The following is a 13653-nucleotide window of genomic DNA, read 5'->3' as shown; positions in this document are numbered from 1 at the left end:
CGCGGAATCGTGCGCGGACCCGCTGACGAATCCGTCTATGATGATGTCATGTCAACATCAACGACGGGCAGGTAATGGAACAGAAGTGGCCACAGGAAATCTGGCTGGTCAGGCACGGGCAAAGCGCCGGTAACGTCGCACGCGACGTCGCCGAAGCCGCGGCCGGGCACGAGATCGACATCGCCGAGCGCGACGTCGACGTGCCCCTGTCCGAGCTGGGCGTGCGCCAGTCCGAGGCCCTCGCTTCCTGGTTCGCCGCCCTGCCCCGGGGCGAGCGGCCCAATGTCGTGCTGCACTCCCCTTATGTGCGCGCGGCCGAAACCGCCAAGATCCTGATGCGCCGCCTCGAACGCGAGTCGCTGCTGGCGGTGCATGCCGACGAGCGCCTGCGCGAAAAGGAATTCGGCATCCTCGACCGCCTCACCACGCACGGCATCGCCCACAAGTATCCCGAGCTCTACGCGCAGCGCCAGCACGTCGGCAAATTCTATTTCCGCCCGCCCGGCGGCGAAAGCTGGTGCGATGTCATCCTGCGCCTGCGCAGCGTGCTCGACACGCTCTCGCGCGACTACCGCCAGGAACGCGTGCTCATCGTCGCCCACCAGGTCATCGTCAACTGCTTCCGCTACCTGATCGAGCGCCTCGACGAGGCCAGCATCCTCGCCTACGACCGCGCCGGCGACGTGCCGAACTGCTCGGTCACCTCGTATGCCTTCCATCCGGACGAGGGCAAGCGCGGCAAGCTGGTGGTGCGCCTGGTGAACTTCGTCGCGCCGCTGGAATCAACCGGCACGCCGGTCACGGTCGACAAGGATGTCCCGACGGCGGCGAAGGCCTGAGCGGAGCTTCCATGAATGCCATCCATACCGCTGCGGTCATGCACGACGTCACCACGGAACTCCTGCAAGCCTGGCCCCTGCCGATGCCCGGCGTGGGCGGCGACAAGGAAGAGCGTGGCCACGTGCTGGTGCTGGGCGGCTCGCGCGAAATGCCTGGTGCCGTGATCCTGGCCGCCACTGCCGCCCTGCGCGCCGGTGCCGGCAAGCTCACGGTCGCCACCGGGGCCAGCGTTGCCCAACTGGTGGCACTGGCCATGCCGGAAGCGCGCGTGATCGGCCTGGCCGAAACCGAAGCCGGCGGCTTCCAGCTTGATGCCATCGCCCGCCTGGATCCATTGGCCGACCGCGTCGACGCGGTCCTGATCGGGCCCGGCATGCAGGATGAAGCGGCGGCTGCCGAGCTGGTGCACGGCCTGCTGGGCCGCCTGCAGGGCAGCGACACCGTCGTCGTGCTCGATGCCTGTGCCATGGGCACGCTGCTGCATGCGCCGCAAGGCTGGGACCCTGGCAAGGCCTTCCGCTTCGAACAGCCAGTGATCGTCACACCGCACTGCGGGGAAATGGCGCACCTGACCGGCACGCCAAAGCCCGAGATCGTCGCCGCCCCGGACGCACGCGCGGCGGACGCGGCTGTGAAGTGGAACGCGGTGGTCGCGCTCAAGGGCGCACGTACCGTGATCGCCGCGCCCGATGGCGAGATGTGGCAGCACGAAGGCGGGAATGTCGGCCTGGCGATTTCCGGCTCGGGCGATACCCCGGCCGGCATCATCGCCGGCCTGGCCGCACGTGGTGCGGACCTGGCCCAGGCCACCTGCTGGGGCGTCGCCCTGCATGCGCGCGCCGGCGAACGCCTGGCCGCGCGGCTCGGTGTGCTGGGCTACCTGGCGCGGGAGATCCCCGACGAGATCCCCGCATTACTCGAATCGATTGCCGGCCACGGGGCCGGCACAGGGAGGAGCGTCGAACAGGCATAGCGGGCGAAGGCGCAAGCCGCACCCGCAATCGGTTCCGCCTCCCGTAACGACCATCCGGCTAACGCCGGGGGGCCGGTTGAACGGGCAACCGTTTGACTGGTATCAAAGTCCGCGAGCAGTACTGCGGAATAAAGCAAGAAGGGCACAATTCGGCGAACTGGCGGTAGTTACGGCAGTCTAATTTTCACAGTCGAATTCGTGCACTGAACGGGGCCGCGTGTTGCGTCGGTTCCCTGAGGGTTAGGCCAATGAACCCGTACTGGCACGTCGGGCACGCTTGGCGAGCGAAGGATTACGTGGAGAAGCAGCGCGGTACCCGGGCAGTCGGGATACCTCGGGCGTCGCAAGCGGCAATCCGACGTTTGGCAATGTGATCGAGGTGCCGAAGAGATTCATGGTGTAACCGAACTGGCGCCGTTACCCCTCCAGCGCCTCACCTGGAGACTACGGCACAAGATAGACGTGAACGAGGAGTTTAAACAATGAACGCAATCACCAAAGCACCAAAAATTCTGCTGACCGCTGCCCTGCTGGCTTCCATGCTGGGCGCTTGCAAGAAGAACGACACCGCCGGCACCGGCGGCGCCGGCGACACCTCGGCCACCGCGCCGAGCTCGACGTCGGGCACGAGCGGCACCACCGGCACCACGGGTGATACCGGCACGGGCGCCACCGGCACCGGCGCGACCGGCACGGGCGCAATGGGCACCACCGGTGACACCACCGGCACCGGCGCAACCGGCACCACCGGCACTGGCGCTACCGGCACCACCGGCGACACCACCGGCGCTGGCGCAACCGGCACCGGCGCAACCGGCACCGGCGCTACCGGCACTGGCGCTACCGGCACCACCGGCGGCACCGGCACCAGCGGCACCTCGGGCACCACCGGCACCACCGGTTCTGGCGGCACCACCGGCAGCACCGACTCGTCGGGCACCGGCAGCACCACCGGCACCTCGGGCACCGGCCGCTAATCGGTCTTCGCTGCCTACCAAGCAGAGCCCGCTCAGCGCGGGCTCTGCCGTTGTTCCGCCGGCTTGCCGGCTTTTCTCGCTGGCTCGGCCAGACCGCACCGGACTGAGTCTCCGCGTCTTCGCGTCTTCGCGTCTCCGCGTCTCCGCGTCTCGGCGTCTCCGCGTCCAGCATTGCTGCATGTCCTCTTGCGGCTTGCCTCCCCTGTTGGCCTGCCCCCTATTTCCGCCTCTCTGCTCCACTGTTCCGCCGTTCCGCTGTGCCACTGTTTCGCTGTTCCGCTGTTCCGCTATTCCGCTATTCCGCTATTCCGCTATTCCGCTGTTCCGCTGTTCCGCTGTTCCGCTGTTCCGCTGTTCCGCTATTCCGCTGTTCCGCTGTTCCGCTGTTCCGCTGTTCCGCTGCTGCGTCGCTCCACCTGCGCCGAGGCTCTGGTGTTCCGTCCGCCCCGTCCGGCTTGCCGATCCGCCGGCGCACATCCACCCGCATCGCTTTCGTCTCGCGAACGTTGGCGCCCGCACCGACGCTGGAGCGCGTCCGCCGCACACTGTGCACTTCACAGCAGTTTCTGCCCCCGAGCCGGTGCGGCCCTGCAATGCGAAAACCAGGGCGTGCCGGCAGCATCGATTAGACAAGGACATCATGATGAACACCAAATCCACCTTCCCTACCCTCGTCGTGACCGCTGCCGTGCTGGCTGCCCTGCTGGGTGGCTGCAAACAGAAAGACGCGGGTATCGGCGGCGAAGGCGACGCCGCCGCGGTGACGAGCAGGACGCCAGGTGCCGGTAACAGCTCGGCCGACGGCACCGTCGCCGGCACCGGCAACGCGGGCAATGCCGGCCTCTCGTCGACCGAGTACAACACCAACGTGACGCCGCGCACTGTCGGCAACGAGGAATCGACCAAGCAGGACAGCGTTGGCGCATCCGGCGGCGCCAGCGGCGTGGACGGCGCGGTTGTCGTCGACGGCAAGGGCGGCACCACCGGCGGCGCCAATCCGGGCGGCAGCCCGACCCAGGCCACCTCGGCTCCCGGCAGCAAGACCGTCGGCCACACCGGCGACACCACCGGCACCGGTCCTGCCTCGACCAAGCCGGGTGCAGGACACGAAGGCGGCAATCACTGATGCCCCAGGGCGGCGCCGGACTCGCACCCGGACCTGGAAAGCGCAAAGGCACTGCCAGCCCGGCAGGCATGCGCCAGACAGCTGCGAAGGTGCCGCCCCGCCCACGCGCAGCTGCCCGCACAACGGGCGCGGCGCTGCACGGGTGTTCCGTGACAGGCCACTGTGCAAGCAGCAGGAAAAAGCCCGCATGCGCGGGCTTTTTCTCTATCGGAACCGGCGGGAAATCATACCTTCTCGGCGGCCTCGCGGCGTGGCTTCTTCACCAGCGGCACCGGCTCGCCGCGCTTGCGGCCACGGCCGGTGACGAAGCGCCCGGCGCCGACGATCATGCGGTACACGAAGCGCACCAGCACCAGCGTCAGGATGGCCTCGATGAAGGTCATCAGGAAGGCCGGCAGCACGGTCCAGCGCTCGGCACGGCGATGGAACTTGACCGCCATGCGTTCGCGGGCGAACTCGATGCTGTCGTAGAAGGTCGGCACCACCAGCAGCGTCAGCAGCGTCGAGGTGATCGTGCCGCCGATGATGGCCACCGCCAGCGGCTGGTAGAACTTGCCGTCCGGACCGAGGGCCAGCGCTACCGGCAGCATGCCGGCGATCAGCGCAAAGGTCGTCATCAGGATCGGACGCAGGCGCAGGCGCCCCGCCTTCATCAGCGCTTCTTCGCGGTCATAGCCTTCGTGTTCCAGCGTACGGGCGGCCTCGAGCAGCAGGATCGCATTCTTCGCCACCAGGCCCATCAGCATGATGATGCCGATAAAGCTCATCAGGTTGAGGGTGCCGCGGGTGATGATGAGGGCCAGCACCACACCGATCAGCGACAGCGGCAGCGACAGCATCACGCCCAGCGGCGCCGTGAACGAACCGAACTGCATCACCAGGATCAGGTACATCAGGCCGATGCCGCTCAGGAGCGCAATCGTCATCTCGCGGAACAGCTCCTGCTGGTCCTTGCCGGCGCCGCCCAGGGCCAGGCCATAGCCTGGCGGGAAATCGAAGGTCTTGGCCAGCGCCATCGCGTCGGCCGTGACCTCGCCGTTCGAGCGGCCCTGGACATTGGCCGAGACCGTGATCACGCGCTTGCCGTCCTTGTGCTGGATTTCCGATGGACCCTTGCCCATGCTGATGCGGGCGATCTGCTCCAGCGGCACCATGGTATTGGTGCCGGCAATCGCGATCGGCAGGCGCTCGATGTTCTCGATGTTGACCCGGTCGTCCGGATGCAGGCGCACCGCGACGTCGCGCGTCTCGCCGGTCGGGTCGACCCAGTCGCCCACCTCGATGCCGGCAAAGGTCCACGCGCAGCGCGGTGGCGGCGTCGCCCACCGACACGCCCATCGAGTTCGCCAGGCCGCGGTCGAGCTCGATCTGCAGCTCGTTCTTCGGATCCTGCTGCGACAGCGTCACGTCCACCGCGCCCGGCACCTGGCGCAGCTTCTCCATGTAGAGCGAGGTCAGCTCCATCAGCTTGCGCGAGTCGGCGCCGGTGAACTCGATCTGCACCGGCTTGCCGCCACCGCCCAGGTCGTCGATCACCGTGTACTCGGCGCCCACCAGGCTGGCCACCCTGGCACGCAGGTCGGCACCGATCTCGGCCGCCGTACGGTTACGGGTGTTGCGCTTGCCGATTTCGACATAGACCTGGCCGCCATTCGGTCGCACCACGACGTCGGTGGCGCGCGTTTCCTTCATGTCGTGGGCGAGCCTTGCCGCCTGCTCCATCTTCAGGCGCGCATAGCGCAGGCTCGACGAAGCCGGGGTACGCACCTCGATCATGATCTTGTTGCCGTCGCCTTTGGGCAGGAAGCTGGTGCCGCCCACGGTCGATTGCAGCGCGATGGCGGCAACCAGGCTGAGGAAGGCAATCACGCCCATCCAGCGGCGATGGTGCAGCGCCCAGGCAATCACGTTGCCGTAGCGGCTGGCCTGGCGGTCGAACCAGTCGTTGAAGCGGCCCAGCACGCGCGAAATGCCCTTTTTTGGTGCATGGTGCTGGCCTGGCGGGTCGCCCCAGTAGGCCGACAGCATCGGGTCGAGCGTGAAGGAGATGAACAGCGACACCAGCACTGAGCAGGTCACGGTCAGCGCGAAGGGACGGAACCATTCGCCGGCCACGCCCGGCATGAAGGCCACCGGGATGAACACGGCCATGATCGAGAAGGTCGTCGAGGCCACCGCCATGCCGATCTCGGCGGTACCGTTCAGGGCCGCGCTGCGGCGGTCGGCACCGTTTTCCATGTGGCGCACGATGTTTTCCCGTACCACGATGGCATCGTCGATCAGCACGCCGATAGCGAGCGACAGGCCGAGCAGGGTCATGAAGTTCAGCGTAAAGCCGCACAGCCAGACGGCGATGAATGCCGCCAGCACCGAGGTCGGCAGCGACAGCGCGGTGATCAGCGTCGAGCGCCACGAGTTGAGGAAGGCGTAGACCACGAACACGGTCAGCACCGCGCCGAAGACCAGCGATTCGATGACGTTGTTCAAACTGCTCTGTGCTTCCTCGCCGCCGTCCTGGGTGACGGTCAGCACGGTGCCGTCCGCCAGCTCCTTGTTGATCTCGGCGGTCAGTTCGCGCACGCGCTTGGCGATCGACACGGTCGAGGCGTCGCGCGAGCGCACGATCGAGATGCCGACGTTGGGAGCGCCGCTATGGATCGAGGCGCTGTCGATGTCGGCGAAGCCGTCGCTGATCTCGGCCACCTGGTTCAGGCGCACGATGGTGTCGCCGTTACGCTTGACGACAATCTGCGAAAAGTCCTCGGGACGCTCGATGCGGCCGATCAGGCGGATGCCTTTCTCGTCGAGCACGCCGCGCACCTTGCCGACCGGTGCATTGGTGTTCTGGTTGCGCAGGGCGTTGGCGACTTCCGTCACCGAGACGTTGTATTCGCGCAGCTTGTCCGCACGCAGCAGCACCGACAGTTCGCGCCGCAGCGAGCCATTCACGTTGACCGTCGAGACGCCGTCGATGGCGCGGAAGCGGTCGGCCAGGTCATCCTCGGCCAGGCGCGAAATCTCGGAATGGCTCTGCTTCTTCGAGGACAGGGCCAGCTGCATGATCGGCCGCGCCGACGGGTCGACGCGGCGCAGGATCGGCTCGCGCATCTCGGTGGGCAGCTTGTAGCGCACCGCCGAGATGGCGTTGCGCACGTCGTCCGAGGCTTCGATCAGGTTGCGCTTGAAGTCGAACTGCAGCACCAGGGTGGCACTGCCCTCGTTCGCATAAGACTCGACCTCGGTCACGCCCTGCACGCTCTGCATCTGTTTTTCCAGGCGGTCGATGATCTCGCGCTCGGCCGTCTCGGGCGAGGCGCCCGGATACGGAATGCTGACCACGATGACCGGGATCTCGACGTCGGGACTCTGGTTGACGCGCAGCTTCGACAGGGCCAGGAGCCCCATGCACATCATCGCCAGGATCAGCACGATCGTGGCGACCGGCTTCTTGACACTGAAATTGGAGAGGAACATGACTTATTTTCCTCCGCTGGCCTGCGGCGCGGCGACGCTGGCCACCTTGGCTGCGTTGGTGTACTGCACTTTCTGGCCATCCTTCAGGTTCGAGCCCGGGCTGCGCAGCACGGTGTCGCCAGCGGCCAGGCCCGACTTGATCTCGTAGTTGCCGGTGCGCGTGTCGCGGCTGCCGAGCTGGACGTCCACCTTCGCGAGCTGGTTGCCCTTCACGCGCCAGGTCGAGGTCTTGTCGCCGGCCCGCACCAGGGCGCTTTCCGGCAGCATCAGCACGTTCGAGCTCTCGGCGTCGATGCGCCCTTCCGCGTACAGGCCGGCCACGCGCGGCTGTTCGCCGGTCAGGCCCACCAGCACTTCGACCTGGCGGGTGACGGCGTTGGCCGAAGGGTCGATGCGCTTGACGACACCACTGAACTGCTGGGTGCCGTAGCCATTGATATGGAACTTGACGGGCTGGCCGATCTTCACGCTGGCAATCTTGTCGGTCGAGACGCGTCCTTCGAAGCGCATGCTGTTCGGATCGATGACCTTCACCAGTTCCTTGCCGACGTTGGCGGTATCTCCGCTGGAAACCTTGCGGTCGCTGACGATGCCGTCGAAGGGCGCGCGCACCGAGGTGCGGGCGATCTGCTGGCGCGCCACGGCGGCGCGGCTCTTCGCCGCCGACACTTCCGACAGCGCGCTGTTGCGGCGCACTTCGGCCTCATCGAAAGCGGCGGCCGACGTCATGCCCGAGGCGCGCAGGGTTTTCAGGCGCTCGAGCTGGCGGTTCGCCTGGTCCAGCGCCTGGCCGGCCGCGCGTACGGCGGCGTCGGCCGAGAGCAGGCTGTCGCGCAGTGCCGTTTCGTCGAGTTTCACGAGCAGGTCGCCGCGCTTCACCGGCTCGCCGTTGTCCTTAAGCACCTGCAACACGACGGCGGAGACTTCGGCGCGCAGGTCGGCGCGGCGTTCGGGCTGGACCGAACCGGTGATCACGGGGCCGGATGCCAGCGCATCGCTCTGCACCGTCAGCAGGTCTTCCGGCCCCACCGTCACATGGCTGGGCTTGCTGTCCTTCTGGTTGGCCTGGGCGGTGGCGTTCGGGCCTGGCTTGGCCGGGTCCTTCGCCTCCTTGCTGCAGGCGGCCAGGGCCGACGCGATGGCAAGGACGAGTAGAGTGTTGCGCAGCATGGTGGATCTCCGAGTTGGACTCTGATGATGGTTGGGGCCCCGGACAGCTCGCAGGCTTGTCGGGGCGCCCTTATTAGAATGAGAATGAAAAGCGCCAGCGCGCAGTATCCCGGAGGCGATCCCACCAGTCAATTGAGGATCCCGCCCGTTGTGGTTTTGTATGGATGAACTGCGTATTTGCGCGATGAACTGCATGCGCGGGAGCGCGAATACCCTTGCGCGACAGGCGCGGCGGGCAGGGTTTGCCCGCCCAGCCAGCGCATCAGCCGCCAAAAACCTTATAAATAAGGAAACCCATGCCGATACCGGTGGCGATGCCGCCGCAGATCTCGACCAGGGTATGGCCCATGCGCTCGCGCAGGGTCGTGTGGCCGGCCGCGCCGGCGGCCAAACGGTTGATGGCGGCAGCCTGGCGGCCGACGTGCTGGCGCAGGCTGTTGGCGTCGATCATCACGATGAAGGCGAGCGTGACCGCCACGCCGAAGGCCGGGTGATCGATGCCATGGCGCAGTGCGATCAGCGTCGCCATGCTCGTGACTACCGAGCTATGGTTGCTCGGAAAGCCGCCATTCCCGACCAGGTTGAAGGCCCAGCGCCGCTGGCGCACACTGTTGATCAAGAATTTGATGGGGCCGACGACCATCCAGGTCAGTACCGGCGTGACGAGATAAGCAAAGTCCATGGGGTTCCTTAAGTGGTTCAGCAGCGGTGATCCGGGCAGTGGTGGTCCGCGTAGCGTAATTCCGCGCGGCATTATCGCAGAAGCCACCCCATGCGGCGACCTGCGCTGCGCCGCTCCCCTGCATCTAACGGTTAAGATGCCACGGAACTGTGGCATTTCAACCAATATCGGAATCAAAGGGGTAAGCATGCGTCACTTCAAGCTGTCCATTGCGGTCACTGTCCTGCTGATGGGCCTGGCGGGATGGTGGGGCTTCCAGCACGGCGGCACGGCGGGCCTGATCCAGGCCTTGTGGATCACGGCGGTGCTGGGCGTGCTCGAGGTCTCGCTCTCCTTCGACAATGCGGTCGTCAACGCCTCGGTGCTACGCCACTGGAACGAGTTCTGGCGCAAGCTCTTCCTCACCGTCGGCATCCTGGTCGCGGTCTTCGGCATGCGCCTGCTGTTCCCGCTGGTGATCGTCTCGGTCGCTACCGGCCTCGGCCTGATCGACGTCTGGCACATGGCCATCGATACGCCGCAGGAATACTCGCGCCACCTCACCGAGCACCACGCGGAAGTGTCGGCCTTTGGCGGCGCCTTCCTGATGCTGGTGTTCCTGAACTTCCTGTTCGACAGCGAAAAGGAGCTGCACTGGCTCGGCTGGATCGAGGAAAAGGTGGGCAAGTACGGCTCCGAGGGCCTGGCCATCCTGCTGACCTTGCTGGCCGTGTTCTTCGCGATGAGCCTGATGCCCGAGGAGCGCAAGCTGGCCGTGCTGATCTCCGGCGTGGTCGGCGTGCTGGTCTACGTCGGAGTGGACTGGATCAGCAGCCTGCTGGAAGAAGAAGAGGAAGACCCGACGATCGGCAAGATGATTTCCCAGGGCAGCATCGGCGGCTTCCTCTACCTGGAAGTGCTGGACGCCTCCTTCAGTTTCGACGGCGTGATCGGCGCCTTTGCCATTACCAATGACGTCGTCATCATCATGCTCGGCCTGGCGATCGGCGCCATGTTCGTGCGCTCGCTGACCGTGTTCCTGGTCTACAAGGGCACGCTGCAGGAATTCGTCTACCTCGAGCACGGCGCCCACTACGCGATCGGCATCCTGGCGCTGATCATGTTCGCCAGCGTCCACTACGAAATTCCGGAATGGTTCACCGGCCTGTCGGGGCTGGCCTTCATCCTGGTCTCGCTCTGGTCCTCGATCCGCCATCGCAAGCGCAACGAACTCGAGGAAGCGCGCGACAAAGCCGAGGTGGCGTGACCGCTCGCATTGGCGACAATCCAGCCTGCCATTTTGACAATCCCGGACGCCGTGGCAGAATGTCGCCACGGCGCGCCCTTGCGCCCTGACCTGTTTTCTTCCTTACCTGACCGACGATACCAACCATGCCGAAAGCCCTGCCGCAACGCGCCATCGCCATCCTGCTCTCCCTGATCGCCGCCCTCGTGGTGCTGGCGGGCTTGTACACCTGGTTCACCCTGACCTGGTCGTACTCGGAAGGTACCCGCGCCGGCTACCTGCAGAAGTTCTCGAAGAAGGGCTGGCTGTGCAAGACCTGGGAAGGCGAAATCCTGCTCTCGAGCATGCCCGGCGCGATTCCCGAGCGTTTCGCCTTTACCGTGCGCGACGACAAGCTGGTCAAGCAGCTCGAGTCGACCATGGGCCAGCGCGTCGAGATCAGCTACGAACAGCACCGCGGCGTGCCGACCTCCTGCTTCGGCGAGACCGAGTATTTCGTCACCGGCGTGCATACCGGACCGCGCAACCCGGTCGCGCCGAGCGACGCGCCGGCGGGGATGTAATACATTGTTGGCGCCGGATGATGCGTAGGGTGGGCACCCCGTGCCCACGCGGACGCATGAATGGTGTTAGCGCTGGACGCGGAATGATGTTGACGCTTGTTCGAGCCAACGCTGTGCAGTAGAGCCGCCAACACAGATCATCGTTCCGCGTGGGGTAATTGAGGCCGGGGGCCTCAATTACGGCTTCACAACGGGGTGCCCACCCTACGGCGTCCGCGCGAATCTGTGAATGAGGCCACCGGCCTCATTCACCCCACCCTACTCCAGCCCCGAACGCCGCTGGTTCATGATCACTTCGGCCAGCCGGGCTGCGGCCTGCTGTGCCGACGGCTGCTGCTTCAGGCGGCCAAGGACTTCGCGGGTGATGTTTTCCGAGGCGGCGCGCCGGCGCGCATCGGATTTGCGTTCGTTGATGGCGTCCTCGGTGGCCGACAGCTCGGCGGCCTGCTCTTCCAGCCGCTTCGTTTCCAGCTCCAGCAACTCGCGCCGCGCCTGCGCCATCTGCAAGGTGGTGGCTGCCGTCTTGCGCTGCATCTCGGCGTGGGCCTGGGCGTGTTCCAGCAGCGCGCGCTGGGCATCGCGCTTTTCCAGGGCCGCCTGGGCCGCTGCCGCCTCGGCCTGTTCGCGTTCGCGGGCCAGGCGTGCGGCTTCTTCCTCGGCTTCCTGGCGCACCCGTGCGGCCAGGGCCGCTTCCTGTTCGGAGGCCAGGCGCGCAGCCGCTGCTTCATTCGCACGCGCTTCCAGCTCGGCCTGGCGGCGCTGGGCGGCGGCGCTTTGTTCGGCCATGTCCAGCGCCGCGCGTGCCGCCTCGGCTGCCTGGCGTTCGGTCTCGAGCGCCGTCGTGGCGGCCGCCAGGCGCGCTTCCTCCATCACCGCGTGTTCGGCCTGGATGCGCGAACGCTCCGCGGCCGCGGCCGCTTGCGCCTGGGCTGCCAGGGCCGCGGCCTGCTCGCGCCTCGCAGCGGCTTCTTCCTGCTGCGCCGCTTCCAGCGCCTGCGCCGCCTGGGCACGCTGGGCCTCGAGCGCCAGCTGGCGCGCCCGCGCGGCACGTTCCTCGGCGACCAGCTGCTCGCCCAGCAGGCGCGCCTGCTCTTCGTCGGCCTTGACGCGCGCACGCGCGGCCGCTTCCAGTTCGCGTTCGACGGCGAGTTTTTCCTGCAGCCGCGCCAATGCGGCTTCTTCCGCCTCGGCATGGGCACGCTCGGCGGCGGCCAGGGGCTTCGGCTTCACGGGCGCGGCGCTCGGCCAGTTCGGCCGCTTCACGCTGGGCGGCTACTGTCTCGGCCTGGGCCGCCAGTTCGGCCTCCTGGGCGGCGTTGGCGGCCGCGCGCGCTTTCGGCAGCGGCGCGCCCTGCGCGGCGCGCTCCTCGGCGAGCGCTCGCTCGCGCTGCTGTTCCTCGGCGTCGCGCGCGGCCGCAGCCGCGGCCAGCCGGTCGGCCTCGGCGCGCTGGGCGGCGTGGGCTGCCGCTTCGCGTTCGGCCTGCAGGCGCACTTCCACTTGCCGGCTCGCTTCCTGTTCGGCCGCGGCGCGCAGCTCGGCCGCTTCGCGCAGCTTGCGGTCGGACTCGATCCGCGCCTCGGTGGCAGCGACAATGCGCGCCTCCGCTTCGATGCGTGCCTCGGCGCTGGCTGCCGCCATGTGTTCGACCCGCTCGCGGTGGATCGCGGCGTCGCGCAATTCCTTTCCAGCTGCAGGCGGGTGCGCAACGTGTCGGCCGCCACCCGCTGGGAGTCGGCCTGGGCCTGGGCAATCGCTTCGCGTTCGTGTTCGACGTGGGCCAGCGCGCGTGCCTCCTCCAGTGCACGGGCCTCGGCGGCGGCGCGCGCGAAGGCCGAGGACAGGGCGACCTGGTCGGCGCGTTCGCGCTGACGTGCCAGTTCCAGTGCTTCGGCCTCGGTTTCGGCCAGCTTTTCCGCGGTCTGGCGCGCCGCCTTCTCGGCCCGTTCGCGTTCGCGCGCCAGCACGGCCACGCGCGCGTCGGCGGCGGCGTTGTGCAGCACTTCCTCGCGGGCGGCCTGCACCGCGGCCAGGCGCTCGGCAGCCTGGCGCCGGGCCTCGACGGTCTGGGCCAGCAATTCCTCGGCCGCGCGCGCGGCTTCCTCGGCCATCGCCGCTTCCGCTTCGAGCTGCTCGGCGGCGCGGCGGCGCGCTTCCTCGGCGGCGCGGGCGCGTGCTTCGGTGGCGATGCGGCTGTCGTGGTCGGCCTGCACGCGCGCGCGCAGGTCGGCCGTTTCCAGGCGCATCGCTTCGAGGCGCTCGTTCGAGGCCTGGGCGGCGGCGCGCAGGGGTTTCCAGGCGGGCGCGGTTCGCTTCGATGGCTTGCTCGGACGCCCGGGCATTGGCCAGCGCGGCGGCAGCGGCCTGGGCATCCATGGCGGCGCGTTCCTCGGCCAGCGAGCGGGCGTGCGCCTCGGCATGGGCGCGCGACTCGGCGGCGACGTTCGCCTTGGCCTCGGCCTCGACCCGGGCGATCGCTTCCTTGATCGCCCCCTGCTCCAGCGGGCGCCCGGCAGGCGCAGCGGCCGGAACGTGCGCAGCCTGCGACTCAGGCAGGTCGATCGTGAAGTCGGTATCGTCGTGTGGTGCGGATTGGCTGTCCATGGGTGTTCTCGGGTTGGCTGG

At 67.5% G+C, this 13653-nt stretch carries 10 protein-coding genes and 1 pseudogene; 6 read left to right on the top strand and 5 right to left on the bottom strand.

Features of this window, described 5'->3' with window-relative positions; translation table 11 throughout:
* Positions 1-74: 74 nt before the first annotated feature.
* The 4 genes from G4G31_RS12035 (at position 75) to G4G31_RS12020 (ending at position 3916) form a co-directional block, all read left to right on the top strand.
* Complete coding sequence (locus G4G31_RS12035; protein ID WP_182991598.1) at positions 75-839, top strand: histidine phosphatase family protein; 765 nt, start codon at positions 75-77, stop codon at positions 837-839.
* An 11-nt stretch (positions 840-850) separates the two neighbouring features.
* Positions 851-1813 carry an NAD(P)H-hydrate dehydratase gene (locus G4G31_RS12030; RefSeq protein ID WP_182991597.1) on the top strand — a complete coding sequence of 321 codons (963 nt, stop codon included), beginning with the start codon at positions 851-853 and terminating at the stop codon, positions 1811-1813.
* Positions 1814-2295: 482 nt separating this feature from the next.
* Positions 2296-2790 (top strand): hypothetical protein, encoded by a 495-nt coding sequence (locus G4G31_RS12025; protein ID WP_229425558.1) that lies wholly within the window; start codon positions 2296-2298, stop codon positions 2788-2790.
* Positions 2791-3433: 643 nt separating this feature from the next.
* Positions 3434-3916: a hypothetical protein gene (locus tag G4G31_RS12020; protein WP_182991596.1), complete on the top strand. Its 483-nt coding sequence runs from the start codon at positions 3434-3436 to the stop codon at positions 3914-3916.
* Positions 3917-4140: 224 nt separating this feature from the next.
* Here the strand turns inward: G4G31_RS12020 and G4G31_RS12015 are convergent.
* The 3 genes and pseudogenes from G4G31_RS12015 to G4G31_RS12005 all read right to left on the bottom strand — a co-directional run bounded on the left by G4G31_RS12015 (position 4141) and on the right by G4G31_RS12005 (position 9242).
* Positions 4141-7390: pseudogene (locus G4G31_RS12015) on the bottom strand (efflux RND transporter permease subunit).
* A gap of 3 nt (positions 7391-7393) precedes the next feature.
* Positions 7394-8560, bottom strand: coding sequence for an efflux RND transporter periplasmic adaptor subunit (locus tag G4G31_RS12010; RefSeq protein WP_182991595.1), 1167 nt, complete (start codon positions 8558-8560; stop codon positions 7394-7396).
* Positions 8561-8822: 262 nt separating this feature from the next.
* A complete protein-coding gene (locus tag G4G31_RS12005) occupies positions 8823-9242 on the bottom strand; it encodes a divergent PAP2 family protein (RefSeq protein WP_182991594.1) in 420 nt (139 codons plus the stop codon).
* A 187-nt stretch (positions 9243-9429) separates the two neighbouring features.
* Between G4G31_RS12005 and G4G31_RS12000 the strand changes: the two genes are divergently transcribed.
* Both G4G31_RS12000 and G4G31_RS11995 read left to right on the top strand, forming a co-directional pair.
* Positions 9430-10488 carry a DUF475 domain-containing protein gene (locus tag G4G31_RS12000; protein WP_182991593.1) on the top strand — a complete coding sequence of 353 codons (1059 nt, stop codon included), beginning with the start codon at positions 9430-9432 and terminating at the stop codon, positions 10486-10488.
* A gap of 125 nt (positions 10489-10613) precedes the next feature.
* Entirely contained in the window at positions 10614-11030 is a 417-nt protein-coding gene (locus G4G31_RS11995; protein ID WP_182991592.1) for a hypothetical protein, read from the top strand.
* A 258-nt stretch (positions 11031-11288) separates the two neighbouring features.
* Here the strand turns inward: G4G31_RS11995 and G4G31_RS11990 are convergent, their stop codons facing one another.
* Both G4G31_RS11990 and G4G31_RS11985 read right to left on the bottom strand, forming a co-directional pair.
* Positions 11289-12260 carry a hypothetical protein gene (locus G4G31_RS11990; RefSeq protein WP_182991591.1) on the bottom strand — a complete coding sequence of 324 codons (972 nt, stop codon included), beginning with the start codon at positions 12258-12260 and terminating at the stop codon, positions 11289-11291.
* 42 nt (positions 12261-12302) lie between these two features.
* Complete coding sequence (locus G4G31_RS11985) at positions 12303-13370, bottom strand: hypothetical protein (protein ID WP_182991590.1); 1068 nt, start codon at positions 13368-13370, stop codon at positions 12303-12305.
* Positions 13371-13653 lie beyond the last annotated feature (283 nt).

It is taken from the genome of Massilia sp. Se16.2.3 (assembly GCF_014171595.1).
Lineage (GTDB): Bacteria > Pseudomonadota > Gammaproteobacteria > Burkholderiales > Burkholderiaceae_D > Telluria.
Note: the sequence above shows the minus strand (reverse complement) of the source record. Positions and strands in the feature narration are given on the sequence as shown.

What these genes read in the sequence shown, in the direction of transcription:
- G4G31_RS12035 (WP_182991598.1), top strand. Translation starts at nt 75, where the DNA reads ATGGAACAGAAGTGGCCACAGGAAATCTGGCTGGTCAGGCACGGGCAA.
- G4G31_RS12030 (WP_182991597.1), top strand. Translation starts at nt 851, where the DNA reads ATGAATGCCATCCATACCGCTGCGGTCATGCACGACGTCACCACGGAA.
- G4G31_RS12025 (WP_229425558.1), top strand. Translation starts at nt 2,296, where the DNA reads ATGAACGCAATCACCAAAGCACCAAAAATTCTGCTGACCGCTGCCCTG.
- G4G31_RS12020 (WP_182991596.1), top strand. Translation starts at nt 3,434, where the DNA reads ATGAACACCAAATCCACCTTCCCTACCCTCGTCGTGACCGCTGCCGTG.
- G4G31_RS12010 (WP_182991595.1), bottom strand. Translation starts at nt 8,560, where the DNA reads ATGCTGCGCAACACTCTACTCGTCCTTGCCATCGCGTCGGCCCTGGCC.
- G4G31_RS12005 (WP_182991594.1), bottom strand. Translation starts at nt 9,242, where the DNA reads ATGGACTTTGCTTATCTCGTCACGCCGGTACTGACCTGGATGGTCGTC.
- G4G31_RS12000 (WP_182991593.1), top strand. Translation starts at nt 9,430, where the DNA reads ATGCGTCACTTCAAGCTGTCCATTGCGGTCACTGTCCTGCTGATGGGC.
- G4G31_RS11995 (WP_182991592.1), top strand. Translation starts at nt 10,614, where the DNA reads ATGCCGAAAGCCCTGCCGCAACGCGCCATCGCCATCCTGCTCTCCCTG.
- G4G31_RS11985 (WP_182991590.1), bottom strand. Translation starts at nt 13,370, where the DNA reads ATGCCCGGGCGTCCGAGCAAGCCATCGAAGCGAACCGCGCCCGCCTGG.